Here is a 14,369-nt window from a genome sequence, read left to right on the forward strand (position 1 = left end):
TAAAGGGTCTCGGTTTATTTTTGATAAGAATATATTTTATTAGCTGGATGCAACAAAGAGCATAATAATGCGTTTACATATTTAGGAAAGGGCGTGGTGAGAATTAGATTTGTTGCTTTACTGATATTATGTTGTTTAATAAGTGGATGTAGTGTTGAGAAGCAGTCCGAAGATAGCACTCATTCGATTCTTTATGATTTTCAAGAACCGACAAGTTTCCCGTTTGAAGTTAATGACGTCCGCACGGAGATTGCAATTGATAATGTAGATACACTTCATCAATTTGTATTTCACTATAAAAATAAGCAGACTACTCAAGAGATAAAGTATGTTTTAAGCAAAGTTATTGATGAGTCAGAAACCGCATCTTATGTAAAAGGTATGAAACCACTAGAAGTCATTAATGGAAAACAAACCTATTATGAAGAAGATGATTCGAGCCAGTCTATTTGGTGGGAAAATGAAAAAGGTTTTGTAGCTCGTTACGTCTATTATATTAATGGTAGTCAGGAACCTTTAGGCATGAATACATTAACAGAATCCGAATTAATAGAATTAGTTAAACAGGTGCAATAAATTATAAGTAAAGGGACTTATATCTATGCAATGGAGCTTTGTCGAACGCACTAATTATTACATAAAGTCAAATGTTAAACATTCTATTCGAATCGTTCATCTGACTGATTTGCACGGTACCATCCGTTTTCTTAATGGCAGCATAAGCGGAATTATTAATGACATTCAGCCAGATCTGATAATGGTCACGGGAGACTTGGTAAGTAACCAACGAAGGTTAGAGAAGGTTTTGAACGAACTAGGGCGTCTGGCATGCAAGCAAGTCTACTTCGTACCTGGCAACTATGAACGAGAGCAAACCATTCGTTTCAAGAAGCAGCCGCTTACGGCGGATCAATACAATAAGATCCTGCAACAATTGCAGAGTAATAATATAACGGTCTTGGATAATAAGCATTCCGTTGTACATATTCATAGCTCTCGCATTCTTGTATATGGCTTTGATAATTCGATTTATGGCAATGAACGTTATAATTCCAACATAGACATAGAAACGTATGATTTCAAAATGTTATTAGCGCATTCTCCCAGCATTATTACAGAGTTGGAGAATCAGAACATCTCTTATGACTTATTGCTTGCGGGTCATACCCATGGCGGTCAAATCCGGCTGAGCAATCGCACATTTGGAGCGTACAAGCATTTTCATATTGGAATGAAGTTGATGGGAGAAGGTCGTCATTTCCTCATTAATCGGGGACTAGGAACAGTCCGGATTCCTTTGCGGGTGAACTGCAGACCGGAGATAGCTGTCATACATATTAATCCTAAATAAAAGTTCGTCGTTTAAGCTAATCCATTGTATGGAGGTCCAATCTATGGCGATGCCCACTCATATTGTAGCGGTTGGTGGATTTGTAGAGAATGTGCAAGGTGAAATATTGCTTGTGAAGACGCAGCATAATGGCTGGGTATTCCCTGGCGGTCAAGTAGAAGCTGGCGAAAATTTAACCGATGCGCTTATGCGTGAAATTCAGGAAGAGAGTGGAATCGACTGCATTGTCTCACACTTGATTGGCGTGTATTCCAATACTGGCATGTATAAGTGGCATGACGGGGTAACCGATGTTCCAACAAAGCTGATGCTGGATTTTGTATGCCGTCCAATCGGCGGCCTCTTACGGACATCTGAAGAAACGTCGGAAGTCCGCTGGGTTCAGAAGGAAAAGGTGCTTGAATTGATCCATTCGCCTGCCATTCAGACAAGGTACCAGGCTTATTTGGATTTTGACGGCTCAATCCCTTACTTGGAGTATGTAACGAAACCACAATTTGATATAAGACATGATAGGAGGATATAGCACATGGATTGTTTAGGCTGCCGCATCGCGAATGGAATTGAACCGGACTTAAACCTTATTTATGAAAATGAATTTGTAACTTGTGTGCTTGATATCGGACCGTTTAATGAGGGTCATGTCTTAATTCTCCCCAAGCAGCATTATCTCGATATAGAGGAGCTTGACTCGAACACCGCGTAATGCCATCATGGATGCATCCAAGAAGGTATCAGTCGCCTTGAAGGAAGTATTCCATCCGGATGGCATCACCATCTGCCAGAATGGCGGCATCTTTAACGATTTGATGCATTACCATATGCATCTAATTCCGAGATATAAGGGGGATGGCTTCTCATGGAGCGAGCCTCTTCAGCCTCATGGAGCTGAGAGACATTTGCAGAAGACGAGAGATCGTATTCTTCAAGTCTTAACGAAGGAGACCCGTGTATGAATGCTCCTGAAGAAATTTTAAAGGTATGGAGAAAATTTGATCATTTTCCGATGGAGACGTTAACAAAAGCCTGGTACTATCAGCAAAATACAGCAAGTAAACAAAGAGATGTTTCTCTGATGAAGGAACATCGCGAGCAATATGGGATAACAGGCAATTGCTTTGACCTCTCTTTATGGCTGCTCGATGAGTTTGAACAAGAGGGGATTGAAGCTTTTCCAGTTGGTCATGATTTAGGGACGCCGGATGCACATGTGGCAGTTATTGCAAAGAGTGAACACGGCTACCGTTATTTTTGTGATCTAGGGGATCAATGGCTAAATCCTGTTCTAATTGATTCTGATTGTGAGGATTTTCATACGGATAAATTACGAGGATTTTTCCCGGCTGCCGAAATCCAAGTAAATGCTGAAGGAAACGTACTTAAGGTACAATACCATCGACCAAACGGGAAAATGAGCCAGCAGGATTTTGTTACAACACCGATTGCAATTACAGACCTATGGAAAGCTGCAGAGATCTCCCAGAATACGATTAAGCAACGGCCTTTATTAGAATGCAGAATTCCTTTCAAAGATGAAATCGCTCATTGGGAATTTTATAACTGGAGCAGCGTCTTAAGCACAACTCAAGGATTATATGAAGAGCCCGCAACTGAAGATATTAAACAATGGTGCACTCGAATCCATAACAAGACTGGTTACGATAAAACAATGCTTTCAGAAGCTCTACATTTTTATAAAAGTATGCAATGAGCCTCTCATAAAGAGGAAGATATTTCGTAAATTAAAAAGTTTCAGGAGTGGTGATATAGTTGCCTAAAACTATATGACCGCTTTTTTTGATTGTTATTTATTTAGATTTATAATAAATGACGATTTTAAGGTAGACGGAGCTATTCGAATGATTCTGGAGAAGCGTTAGTTTATGCTTACGAAGTAGCTTTCTTTCAGAAAGCTTGAAGCGTTCGCTTTTGCTCGGAGATTCCAACCTTACCTTGTTGATTCAAAGGAATCCCCGAGCAATGGCGATCGGAAGAACATTCGAATACGTAGTTTGTGACGATCAGGTTGAAAAAGCCTCTTCACTTCGTGACATTATGTCTAATGAAAACGGTAATATCGGGCTCTATACTAGACATAGATAATAAGTGGAAGGAAAGGCAGGTGGTCCATTTTGTCGCAGTCTCAGTCAGCAGTCGTTACGGTTCTGAACTATATCAACGGAGAATGGGTAGAGCCAGAAAGCGGCCGTTATGAAGACGTTCCGAATCCTGCTACAGGAGAGGTCATTGCACGAGTTCCGTACTCGGGGCAGGAGGATGTTGACCGTGCAGTCCAAGCTGCTCAGCTCGCGTTCGAGGAGTGGCGGGAGGCTGCTGTGCCTAGGAGAGCGCGGGTTCTCTTCAAATATCAGCAGCTGCTCATTGAGAAATGGGACGAACTAGCCCGGATCATCACTACGGAAAACGGTAAAAGCTACACGGAAGCACATGGTGAAGTGCAACGTGGTATTGAGTGCGTTGAATTCGCAGCGGGAGCTCCAACCTTAATGATGGGAAGCCAGCTGCCCGATATTGCTACGGGCATAGAATCAGGCATGTATCGTTATCCGCTTGGTGTCGTAGGCGGTATAACGCCGTTTAACTTCCCGATGATGGTGCCCTGCTGGATGTTTCCACTTGCAATTGCATGCGGTAATACGTTCGTCTTGAAGCCATCTGAGCGTACGCCAATCCTGGCGAACCGTCTGGCGGAGTTATTCAAGGAAGCGGGTTTGCCGGATGGTGTACTGAACATCGTGCATGGCGCACGTGATGTGGTGAACGGGCTGCTCCAAAATAAACAAGTAAAAGCGATCTCCTTTGTTGGCTCACAGCCGGTCGCGGAGTATGTGTACAAGGCCGCTACCTCGTATGGCAAACGTGTGCAAGCGCTCGCTGGTGCAAAGAATCATTCCATCGTGATGCCTGACGCAGATATGGAGCTTGCAGTGACGAATATTATTGCTGCAGCTTTTGGTTCAGCCGGCGAGCGTTGTATGGCCTGCTCCGTTGTGGTTGCCGTTGGTGATGCGGCAGATAAGCTGCAGCAGAAGCTCGTTGAAACAGCAGACCAAATCAAGATCGGTAACGGTTTAGAGGAAGACGTATTCCTTGGTCCTGTGATCAGACAGGAGAATAAGGACAGAACGATTGGCTATATTGAGCTGGGGGTAAAAGAAGGTGCACAGCTTTTGCGAGACGGACGACTGGATATAGTTGCCGAAGAAGGTTATTTTATCGGACCAACCATTTTTGATCATGTAGACCCAGGCATGACAATTTGGAAGGAAGAGTTATTCGCGCCAGTACTTGCGATCGTTCGAGCGGCGTCCCTGCAAGAAGCAATTGAGGTCAGCAATCAGTCGGACTTCGCGAATGGCGCCTGTCTGTATACGGACAGTGCGAAGGCGATTCGCCAGTTCCGTGAGAAGATTGATGCAGGGATGCTGGGGATCAATCTAGGTGTGCCCGCGCCGATGGCCTTTTTCCCATTCTCGGGATACAAGAATTCCTTCTATGGAGATCTTCATGCTAATGGCCGGGATGGCGTAGAGTTTTATACGCGCAAGAAAATGGTGACCGCCCGTTATTAATAATAAATGGCTGAAGGAGAGGAGAGTGTAGTCATGTCGATTAATCAAGAAGAGGCAGATCTGATCGCGAAGGATCGCCAGTATGTATGGCATGCTATGACACCTTATAATGAACAGGCACCTCCCATGGTTGTTACGGAAGGGAAAGGCTCGTGGATTACCGATAACCGGGGAAATCGCTATTTGGATGGGATGTCGGGACTCTGGTGCGTGAATGTTGGCTACGGCAGAGAAGAGCTCGCTCGCGCAGCCTACGAGCAGCTTAAATCCTTGTCTTATTATCCGCTGACACAAAGCCATGTTCCTGCGATCAGGCTTGCGGAGAAGCTTAATGAATGGCTGGAGGATGAGTATATCATCTTCTACTCCAACAGCGGCTCCGATGCCAATGAAGTGGCGTTCAAGATCGCAAGGCAATATTTTGAGCAATCCGGTGCTCCAAGCCGTTACAAATTCATCTCCCGCTACCGGGCGTATCATGGCAATTCGATGGGGGCCCTTGCCGCAACCGGGCAAGCTCAGCGCAAGTATATGTATGAACCACTTGCCGGAGGCTTCCTCCATGTTCGTCCACCTGACAGCTACCGTCGCCCCGAGGGAATGACCGTTGAACAGTTTAACCTGCAATGTGCGCTCGATATCGAGGAGACCATTCATTGGGAAGGCCAGGAGACCATAGCGGCAGTCATTATGGAACCGGCTATCACAGGTGGTGGAGTGATCGTTCCGGAGCCGATTTATCTGGAGAAAGTGCGGGATATTTGCACAAAGTATGGTGTTCTCCTTATCATGGATGAGGTGATCTGCGGATTTGGACGTTCCGGCCGGAAGTTTGGTCATATGAATTACGGTATTAAGCCGGATATTGTTACGATGGCGAAAGGCCTGACGAGCGGCTATCTTCCTTTGTCGGTCACAGCGGTGCGTAAAGACATTTATGAAGCATTTAAAGGGAAAGAGATGTACAGTCATTTCCGACATCTGAATACTTTCGGCGGTTCACCGGCATCCTGTGCACTAGCTCTAGCGAATCTGGAGATTTTGGAGCGGGAACAGCTGGTCGAACGGTCTGCAGCGCTGGGTGAAAGGTTAACGGAGGAGCTCTCGGTGCTGCTGGAGCATCCGATTGTAGGGGATATCCGAAGCTTTGGATTCTTAATGGGGATTGAGCTCGTAAGTGATAAGCAAACGAAGGAGCCATATCCGCTTGCCGGCGTCGTTCGAATCATTGGAGAGTGTAAGGCGAAGGGGTTAATAATCGGCAAAAACGGCGATACCGTCGCAGGCTACAATAATGTGCTTACGATCAGTCCGCCGTTGTCATCTACCGATGAGGATGTCACCTTTATTATCGAAACGTTAAAGGAAGTTTTTGCAAATTTTAAAGTTTAGGAAAAACAAAAAAAGCCTGATTGCTATCAAGCTTCCTGCGTTTGCTCTATGGTGCTCTACCAAGCTGAGCTACGTCCCGGAAAAAAAAGATGGTGCCGGCGATAGGAGTCGAACCCACGACCTACTGATTACAAGTCAGTTGCTCTACCAACTGAGCTACACCGGCATATTGTTTTGTATCGGGCACAAAACGTATTATGCCACAGCTTGTACTGATTATGCAACCCCTTTTTTTAAAAAAGTTTTTAATGTTTTTTTGCCTTGAAATGAACGACTGCACTGTACTGCATTTTCCCTGTATTTGGATTAAATACAGCATGATGCTGGACTTGATGAACTTGCAGCAGCAGAGCTTTATTATTCTCAATTTGCTGGTCAATCCTGAGCTCCAGTGTACGCAAATCGCCTGCTTCAAAAAACTCAACTTTATCTTCAATCAGATCTAAACGAAACTCCATCCTGCACGTCTCCTGTCAATGTAAGCTGAATCTATTATACCGTTATTACTAATGGTTTCAAAGAGTTGAGCCGATAGTAATAGAGGGATGGCAATAGAACCATTTTTTGTTTTACAAAAAGGTAGATTTATCCTAAACTAGTGCCTGTGTCGAAAATAGTCGTAATTACACTGAAAAAGGCAAACTTTCCGAAAGGCAAGGACGCAAAGTTATGGGCCTAATGCTGGATATAGCGATGGTTGCCAGACCGCCGGATGCAGGACATAGTGCCTTAACCAGCTATCCGCCCGTCTTTGGCCGGATAGCTTATTTTGTTTATTCAGTGACAGCGAGGAGAGACGAGGATGAAGGAACGGGTTAGAAAAGCGTTACAATGGCTGGGATCAAGCAAACGGGTTTTGGGAGGCAGACGGAAGATAGGAGTCAGATTACTCCTGTTAACCAGTATTATCACTTTCTTTAACGTAGTGGCTGGTGTATTTATTTACACGCAGAACCTATCGGTATCGCATGCTGTAAAAGAAACAAATACATTAACGAGTGCGCAGCGCGAGTATGAGGGGATATCCAATACGCTGCTTCAGACGCTGCTCTTAATGATTAACTCGATTGAGAACAACAATGACAGCACAGCATCTGCGGTGGTAGATCCGAAAGAACGTCTGGCGGACATGCCTGGTCAGCTGGAGCATTTGAAGAAAACGTTCGAGAAACTGGACAAAATGTTCCCGGCAGAAGAAGAACAGCAGAATTATATTGGACAAGGTAACATCTATGAGATCGCGTATAACGATTTGAAGAGCTCTAATGTAACGGAGTTCGAAAATTTGACTGCTGAAATGAAATCAGCACTTGTACTTAGACTCGTAAATATTTATTTGAACGAGCTGGAATTTGCGAATCAGAATGTGAATGCGCGGATTACGGTTGATGCGGCGCAAACGGATAAGAAATTGTCCGACAGTGTTGATACAGCTAATATGATTATTCTTATTAACGTTCTGATCTTGGCGGTTATTCCGTTCCTGTTCACAATTGGATTAGTAAGAAGTATTAAAGCCGGTCTTCAAGGGATTATGGGGCGTATTAATGCCTATCAGCATAATGATTTTACATATGATAAATCGCTGGACCGAAAAGATGAATTTGGCGATATTGATCGCTCACTTGCAGCCATGGGTGATAATTTGAAAGCTACGGTAAAAGCAACACTTAGCGTCAGCCAGACCGTTCTTCAAATGTCGAACCAGATGGGTGAGATGATTGGCCGCAACCGTACGGCTTCCGAGCAAGTAAAAGGGCAAATCGATCTGGGTACAGCCGTATTGCTCTCCCAATTTGATGATGCAACCTCAATCTCGGCAGTTACCGAGCAAATCTCGGCAAGCTCGCAGGAAATTGCGGCTTCAAGCGACTACATCAATAAAGACATGCAGCAAATGAAGGATGATTCCCATACAGGTTCGGTTGATATGGAAGGTGTCGTTCAGATGGTTAACCAGACGGTGGAGCAATTTAACCAGGTGACGGAAGCCTTCAACCGGATTACAGAACGATATAGTAATGTCTCGAAGTTTCTTAGTAATATCCAGGATGTGAATACGCAGACCAATCTGTTATCACTGAATGCGTCGATTGAATCAGCACGCGCTGGGGAACATGGCAGAGGTTTTGCAGTAGTTGCTGAAGAGATTCGCAAGCTGTCGGGTCAAACCGATTTGATCTCGAAAAATATTTCGAAGGAAATGCTGCTCATTCAAGAGGACGTGGCATCAAGCAGCAAGAGTATGGGGGCTTTCGCAGAAGTGATCTTCTCCACGAAGCAGGCTTCCATCTCGGCAAGTGATGTGTTCAAGGGACTGGAGAAGCAAAGCCATACGTTATCTGAGCAGGTAAGTGAAATCTCGACAGCTATTAACGAGATCACAACAGGCATCACCCACATCGTAACCGCAGTGGACAAGCTGCTTCATACCTCCTCCGAGGTGAACGGCAAGATGGAGCAAATGGGTCACTTGTCCGTTGAGCAGAATGATATCTCTGACAACCTGCAAGGGATGGCGCAAAACCTGCAGCAATCTTCTCGTGAGCTGAAAGAGAAAGCTGCAATCTTTAAAGTGTAATATTTCTTTTCAAAGCTAAATCAAAAGGCTGTTTTCCCAGTTAATCGTGATGGGAGAACAGCCTTTTTGACGTTTTATTGAGCACTTGCTTGATTAAATTGGTGTATGCCGAAATCGGTAAGGGATGATTGCAAAATAGCTTCTCGCAATGGATGTAGATTAGAGGTGAATCGAACCTCGATATCTCTCGCCATCAATAGGTCCAGTGGATTAGTAAGTGTCTGCACCGATAGTGGAGTTATCGTCTCCGTGGAGATGTAATAGCCGGCTGTTTCATCAAACAATTGAAAAGACTCAGCAGGCAGCTCATAACGGTATATGGAAACTTTCTTAATTCGATCGTACCAGCCTGTCTCCACCGTAATGACGATATTGCAGGAAGTGAGACCAAAGAACAAATGGTTATCTGCTTCAGTTAAGCCTTCTGATCTCGTGTACACAATTCTCGGGCATTTCCTTGGGAAAAAGAAGGTGAATTCATGCTCCTCATCAATCGCCCAGACGACAGGAGGCATATTGGTGCGGTTCGCCTTTACCCTGGGGACAAAACGTTCAATCGAACATTCCTCGCTAAAATGAAACAATCTCATCGTAAAACCTCCGATCCGAATCGAGATGCTTTTCTATTCTAGAGGAAATGGATAATTTTTTCAAAAAACCTCTTTACAATACTAATGACCTAGTGTACTATTCAACTATAACACTAATACAAAAGGAGCTGCGAGATGAAAACAGCTAAAATATCAAATCCATCGATTGTGCTTCAGTTGGATGGCTTAACGAAAAAGATTGGCGGCAAAGCGATTGTTGATGGTTTGTCCTTTGATATTGCGAAGGGTGAAGTGGTAGGCCTGCTTGGTCCAAACGGGGCAGGTAAGACAACAACGATGCGAATGATCGTGGGCTTGATTGGAATGACAAGCGGGGATGTACGGATTTGCGGACAAAGCGTGCGTACAAACTTCGAGCAGGCTATCAGTCATGTCGGAGGGATTATAGAGAACCCGGAGTTTTATCCGTATATGACCGGTTACGATAATTTGATGCAGTATAAACGGATGACCGCAGGTGTGACAGAAGCTCGGATCGCGGAAGTGACAAGACTTGTTGGGATGCAGGATGCGCTGGGTAAACGTGTGAAGGCTTATTCCCTTGGCATGCGTCAACGGCTTGGTATCGCACAAGCGCTACTGCATGAGCCCAAACTGCTGATTTTGGATGAGCCAACAAACGGTCTGGATCCAGCCGGGATTAGAGAGATGCGTGAGTATTTGAAACAGATCGCCGAAGCAGAGGGCATAGCGATATTGGTCTCCAGTCATTTGCTGAGCGAGATTGAACTGATGTGCAGCCGGATTGTTGTCATTCAGGAAGGCAAGCTGGTTACGATTCGTTCACTTGGTGAATCTGAGACTCCTACACAAAAGCTTCTGTCTATTTCGCTTCAAGTAGGAAATGCAGAGCGTGCACAGGAGTTAATCAATCTGATGGAGGATATAACGATTGCACGAGCTGATGCATTAACGAATCGGATTACCCTGCAGCTCAGACAGGATCAAATCCCGGGCCTTGTTGGCAAACTGTCAACGGCAGGCGTGGAGATTTACCGAATTGAAGAAGTTCGTGAAACACTCGAAGAAGAATTTATGAAGCTGACAGGAGGGAACCGCATTGCGTAATTTTACTGGATTGTTGGTAAACGAATGGCTGAAGCTCTCTAAGAAAAGATCATTTTTCGTCGCGTATGCGATTCTAGCGGTTGTATTTGGTATATTGGCTTACGCCTTCTATGAGTTATCACCTGATGGCCTTAACTCGACAGTGGATTTCGCTACAGGGACAATCATGCTGCAGGCTGCGGGACAGCTTGTACCGGTTCTTGCAGTCCTTGCAGCGGCGGGCAGCGTTACGCAAGAGCATCGTTACGGAACGATTAAATTTCTCCTGATCCGGGCCCAAAGCCGTAATAAAATTTTAGCATCCAAATATATCATTTCGGTTGTATATACGCTTACTTTGGTTCTTACTGCAGCCGTGCTTGCTGTTGTTGCCGGCTATATCGTTTACGGCGGTGGAGCTGGGGAGTCTACATGGTCGGATTTCCTAACCAATATCGCGAGCCTTGCAGTCTATTCGATTGTGTTCGTTACCATGACCTTTATGATCGGAATTTTGACGAAGTCGAACGGTGCATCAATTGGTGTCGGGATTTTCTCCATGATGGTAGGAAGTCTGCTTGTTATGCTGCTCTCCCGCTATACCATTACGAAGTATTTATTGTTCAGCAATACGGATCTGTCGGTCTATAACGGAGAAGGGCCGCCGATTGAAGGGATGACGATGGCATTTTCCATTGTTATACTGCTTGTATATATGGCGCTGTTCCTATCCGTCAGCTTTGCCGTATTTAAGAAGCGCGATATCGCATAAGCGAGGCGTTTCCGGGCCGACGAAGGAAAGGAGAATCAACATCCGTGACAATCGTATTTGACAACAATATGCCGATTTATATCCAAATTATGAATTATGTGAAGAAGCAGATCATTACCGGTAAATTAAGCCCCGGCGACAAAATTGAATCCGTACGGGACCTTGCCCTTGAGCTTCAGATTAATCCGAATACGATTCAACGTACGTTCCAGGAGCTGGAGCGGGAAGGCATTGTAGAAACAAGACGAGGACTTGGCCGATTTGTGACCAGCGAGGAGTCGACGATTATGTTAATTAAGAAAGAGATGGCGGGCGAGCTGCTCGAACGGTTTGTGCAGGGCATGAAGGAGCTTGGCTTTAACAAGAACGATATCATCGCTATCGTAACAGATGCCGTGAAGGACGGCGGATCAGACAAACATCCTGACAGGAGTGAATAGAAACGTGGAATCGATCTTGGAATTATCAGGTGTGACGAAATCTTACGGATCTAAGCATGCGCTCAGGGATGTATCCTTTCAAATTCAGCCTGGTAAAATTATTGGTTTGCTCGGCAGCAATGGCAGCGGCAAAAGTACTCTGATGAAAATAGCGGCTGGTCTCATGCAGCCATCCTCCGGTCAACTGCTTGTCTGCGGTGAGCCAAGTGGTCCGCGGACAAAAGCGTGGACGTCGTTTATGCCTGATAAGCCGCTAACGGAATCCTGGATGCGTGTAAAAGACGCTATTGGCTTCTATCAGGATTTCTACTCGGACTTTGACGAGGCGAAAGCAAATGAAATGCTGCAGTTCATGAATCTGAACCCATCGGATAAGATCAGTACGCTGTCTAAAGGGATGAATGACCGGATGCAGCTAACGCTTGCTTTGTCCCGCAATGCCAAGCTTTATTTGCTGGATGAGCCAATTGGTGGTGTTGATCCTGTTGCCCGGGAGAAGATTCTGGACGCGATCGTAAAATACTATAACGAGGACAGCTGTCTAGTTATTTCAACCCATTTGGTGCGGGATATTGAACGGATCTTTGATGAGGTTATCTTTATTAAGAACGGCAATGTGGTGCTTCAAGAGGAAGTGGAGACGATACGCTTCACCAGGGGCAAGAGTGTGGATGAGCTGTTTAAAGAGGTGTTTGCTGAATGATGGATTTGCTGAAGCTCGTAAAATATGATTGGAAAAGAAACTCCAGTTATTTGCTTGTCGTAGGATGTCTCTTCATTATCGCTCAGGCTGCACTAACAGTGACAGGACAAATAAATCATTGGTCAAATGAGCTGTTTTATGTGTTCTCGTTTGTCTTGTATCTTGGGGTGTCTGTGGTTGTCTGCGTCACGATCTGCAGGACCTATGAACGCAATCTGCGTTACTTCAATCGCCGCTTGCTTCCGCTTCCCGCTTTGTATACAGTCTTGTCGCCTTTATTGCTTGGTCTGGCAAGCTTGATTGTCATCGTTGTGCTTGGTGTTATTCATCTCCTTACCCTTGGCGTAACTTTGGATACAGGAGCACTGCTTGTGTCGGATATTTTGGCAGAGAAAGGCTTCTGGGCGATGCTGGTATCAGGGGCTCAGCTCATTGTCATGATCTTTCTTAGTATTACAGTTGCGAAGGTATTTGCGGGAAAAGCAGGCGTTTGGATTGGGGTTGCTGCATTTTTTGTTATCCAAGTTATTTGTCAATGGCTGGAGGACCTCATGTTCCCGCAAATGTCCGTTTCAACAGATGATTTTTTTCAATCGGTCAGCGAGCAGGTTAGCAATACACCGGCTGAGGTAAAAGTGGAAACGTTAGTTCCGAATTTCTGGGGACCATTGGTGTTCGAGATAGTTATAATGATTGTCTTGATCTATGTGATGACCTATTTAATCAATCGGAAAGTACAAATGAATGGATAGCCATTCTAGTCATTCTTAAAGAGCTTCTTTCGGGTCTCAGTACCCGAAGAGGCTCTTTTTTTGTCAGAAATTGATGCTTTCGCCCTATTCTTTCAGTTGACGTTCGCTTGGCGAAAGTGGTTCAATTAGGGTTGATTAGGATTGGACGGATGATAGAGAAGGGAGAGGGAAAGCAGCTTGAACAACATCATGAAACAATTTATGAAGGCATCACGAATTCGTGTCCTACCTGTTATGCTCATTCCAGTTGCACTTGGCGCACTTGGCGCGTTTGTATGGGATGGCAACTTCAACTTTTGGCTGTTTCTGCTTACATTAGTAGGATCGGGAGCGGCTCACTTGTTCTCGAATATGATTAATGATTTGTGGGACTACTACAACGGAACAGATGAGGCTGCCAAGCAGGCAGAAGGGGCTATCTCTACAAATTCCGGATATTTGACGAACGGAACATGGAGTATAGGCCTGTTTGCAACCGTGACGTGGTCGTTATTTGGTATTGCGGCAATCAGCGGCATTATTTTATCCATTATTAGCGGCTGGCCGGTTATTGTATTTGGAGGGCTTGGCGGTTTGATTGCTTATTTCTATGTTGCGCCTCCGATTCGTTTTGGTTACCGGGGAAAAGGGTATAGCGAAGTGGCGATTTTGCTGTCGTTTGGTATATTGCCCGTAGCTGGTGCTTACTATGTGCAATCATCGCAGCTTGATTACCGGGCGCTTTTACTGTCGCTTCCGATCGGACTGTTGACGACTCTTATATTATTTAATCATCATTTTCTACACTGGCAAGGGGACAAGCAGGCAGGCAAAAAGACGCTTGTCGTGGTATGGGGAGAACAGCGGGCGCTGGTCTTTTCAAGATGGCTGCTCGTTCTGGCGTATGTTTCGCTCGTTATCTGTGTTCTGGCAGGGGCATTGCCTTGGTATGCGCTTCTTGCAGTGCTGACAGCTATTCCGCTCTATTCCGTTTACGGAAAGTTGAAGGAGCAGAATCCATCGCATGCCTATTTGCCGCTTATGGGCGGATCCGTTAAGGCGACCAATCGCTGCGGGTTAATTCTTATTATTGCGTTAGTGATTCAAGGTCTAATCTAAGGTTTGATCATATACAGCATAGAAAGTCG

General features: G+C 45.0%; 15 protein-coding genes, 1 tRNA gene, 1 pseudogene and 1 riboswitch. Of the genes and pseudogenes, 14 read left to right on the forward strand and 3 right to left on the reverse strand.

Annotation, left to right across the window (positions count from 1 at the left end; all coding sequences use genetic code 11):
• Positions 1 to 96: 96 nt before the first annotated feature.
• From FHS17_RS07890 to FHS17_RS07920, 7 genes and pseudogenes are all read left to right on the forward strand, one after another.
• The gene (locus FHS17_RS07890) at positions 97 to 576 is read left to right on the forward strand and encodes a hypothetical protein (RefSeq protein WP_167277611.1); all 480 of its coding nucleotides are present in this window, start codon (positions 97 to 99) and stop codon (positions 574 to 576) included.
• 25 nt (positions 577 to 601) lie between these two features.
• The gene (locus FHS17_RS07895; RefSeq protein WP_167277614.1) at positions 602 to 1,351 is read left to right on the forward strand and encodes a metallophosphoesterase; all 750 of its coding nucleotides are present in this window, start codon (positions 602 to 604) and stop codon (positions 1,349 to 1,351) included.
• Between the two features lie 43 nt (positions 1,352 to 1,394).
• The gene (locus tag FHS17_RS07900) at positions 1,395 to 1,877 is read left to right on the forward strand and encodes an NUDIX hydrolase (protein ID WP_167277616.1); all 483 of its coding nucleotides are present in this window, start codon (positions 1,395 to 1,397) and stop codon (positions 1,875 to 1,877) included.
• A 3-nt stretch (positions 1,878 to 1,880) separates the two neighbouring features.
• Positions 1,881 to 2,307, forward strand: a pseudogene (locus FHS17_RS31220) (HIT family protein).
• A complete protein-coding gene (locus tag FHS17_RS07910; protein ID WP_167277618.1) occupies positions 2,304 to 3,062 on the forward strand; it encodes a hypothetical protein in 759 nt (252 codons plus the stop codon). The pseudogene FHS17_RS31220 and the gene FHS17_RS07910 overlap by 4 nt, the downstream one beginning before the upstream one ends.
• A gap of 421 nt (positions 3,063 to 3,483) precedes the next feature.
• Entirely contained in the window at positions 3,484 to 4,944 is a 1,461-nt protein-coding gene (locus FHS17_RS07915; RefSeq protein WP_167277621.1) for a CoA-acylating methylmalonate-semialdehyde dehydrogenase, read from the forward strand.
• 33 nt (positions 4,945 to 4,977) lie between these two features.
• Positions 4,978 to 6,336 (forward strand): aspartate aminotransferase family protein, encoded by a 1,359-nt coding sequence (locus tag FHS17_RS07920; protein ID WP_167277624.1) that lies wholly within the window; start codon positions 4,978 to 4,980, stop codon positions 6,334 to 6,336.
• Positions 6,337 to 6,426: 90 nt separating this feature from the next.
• Here FHS17_RS07920 and FHS17_RS07925 read toward each other — a convergent pair.
• Both FHS17_RS07925 and FHS17_RS07930 read right to left on the reverse strand, forming a co-directional pair.
• Positions 6,427 to 6,502: transfer RNA gene (locus FHS17_RS07925), tRNA-Thr, on the reverse strand.
• A 79-nt stretch (positions 6,503 to 6,581) separates the two neighbouring features.
• Entirely contained in the window at positions 6,582 to 6,794 is a 213-nt protein-coding gene (locus FHS17_RS07930) for a YrzA family protein (RefSeq protein ID WP_167277627.1), read from the reverse strand.
• 168 nt (positions 6,795 to 6,962) lie between these two features.
• Positions 6,963 to 7,049: riboswitch (cyclic di-GMP riboswitch) on the forward strand.
• An 89-nt stretch (positions 7,050 to 7,138) separates the two neighbouring features.
• Between FHS17_RS07930 and FHS17_RS07935 the strand changes: the two genes are divergently transcribed.
• Positions 7,139 to 8,917 (forward strand): methyl-accepting chemotaxis protein, encoded by a 1,779-nt coding sequence (locus FHS17_RS07935; RefSeq protein ID WP_167277630.1) that lies wholly within the window; start codon positions 7,139 to 7,141, stop codon positions 8,915 to 8,917.
• A 74-nt stretch (positions 8,918 to 8,991) separates the two neighbouring features.
• Here the strand turns inward: FHS17_RS07935 and FHS17_RS07940 are convergent, their stop codons facing one another.
• Positions 8,992 to 9,507, reverse strand: a complete 516-nt coding sequence (locus tag FHS17_RS07940; protein ID WP_167277632.1) for a DUF6886 family protein — start codon at positions 9,505 to 9,507, stop codon at positions 8,992 to 8,994.
• A gap of 135 nt (positions 9,508 to 9,642) precedes the next feature.
• Here FHS17_RS07940 and FHS17_RS07945 point away from each other — a divergent pair, with 135 nt between their 5' ends.
• From FHS17_RS07945 to FHS17_RS07970, 6 genes are all read left to right on the forward strand, one after another.
• A complete protein-coding gene (locus FHS17_RS07945) occupies positions 9,643 to 10,596 on the forward strand; it encodes an ABC transporter ATP-binding protein (protein WP_167277635.1) in 954 nt (317 codons plus the stop codon).
• Positions 10,589 to 11,347 (forward strand): DUF2705 family protein, encoded by a 759-nt coding sequence (locus FHS17_RS07950; RefSeq protein ID WP_167277638.1) that lies wholly within the window; start codon positions 10,589 to 10,591, stop codon positions 11,345 to 11,347. The genes FHS17_RS07945 and FHS17_RS07950 overlap by 8 nt, the downstream gene beginning before the upstream one ends.
• A 44-nt stretch (positions 11,348 to 11,391) precedes the next feature.
• Complete coding sequence (locus FHS17_RS07955; RefSeq protein ID WP_167277640.1) at positions 11,392 to 11,787, forward strand: GntR family transcriptional regulator; 396 nt, start codon at positions 11,392 to 11,394, stop codon at positions 11,785 to 11,787.
• A 4-nt stretch (positions 11,788 to 11,791) separates the two neighbouring features.
• A complete protein-coding gene (locus FHS17_RS07960) occupies positions 11,792 to 12,490 on the forward strand; it encodes an ATP-binding cassette domain-containing protein (protein ID WP_167277643.1) in 699 nt (232 codons plus the stop codon).
• Positions 12,487 to 13,242, forward strand: coding sequence for a hypothetical protein (locus FHS17_RS07965; protein ID WP_167277645.1), 756 nt, complete (start codon positions 12,487 to 12,489; stop codon positions 13,240 to 13,242). Before FHS17_RS07960 ends, FHS17_RS07965 begins: the two co-directional genes overlap by 4 nt.
• Before the next feature lie 177 nt (positions 13,243 to 13,419).
• The gene (locus tag FHS17_RS07970) at positions 13,420 to 14,340 is read left to right on the forward strand and encodes a prenyltransferase (RefSeq protein ID WP_243865240.1); all 921 of its coding nucleotides are present in this window, start codon (positions 13,420 to 13,422) and stop codon (positions 14,338 to 14,340) included.
• Positions 14,341 to 14,369: the final 29 nt, after the last annotated feature.

It is taken from the genome of Paenibacillus lupini (assembly GCF_011761355.1).
Classification (GTDB): domain Bacteria; phylum Bacillota; class Bacilli; order Paenibacillales; family Paenibacillaceae; genus Pristimantibacillus; species Pristimantibacillus lupini.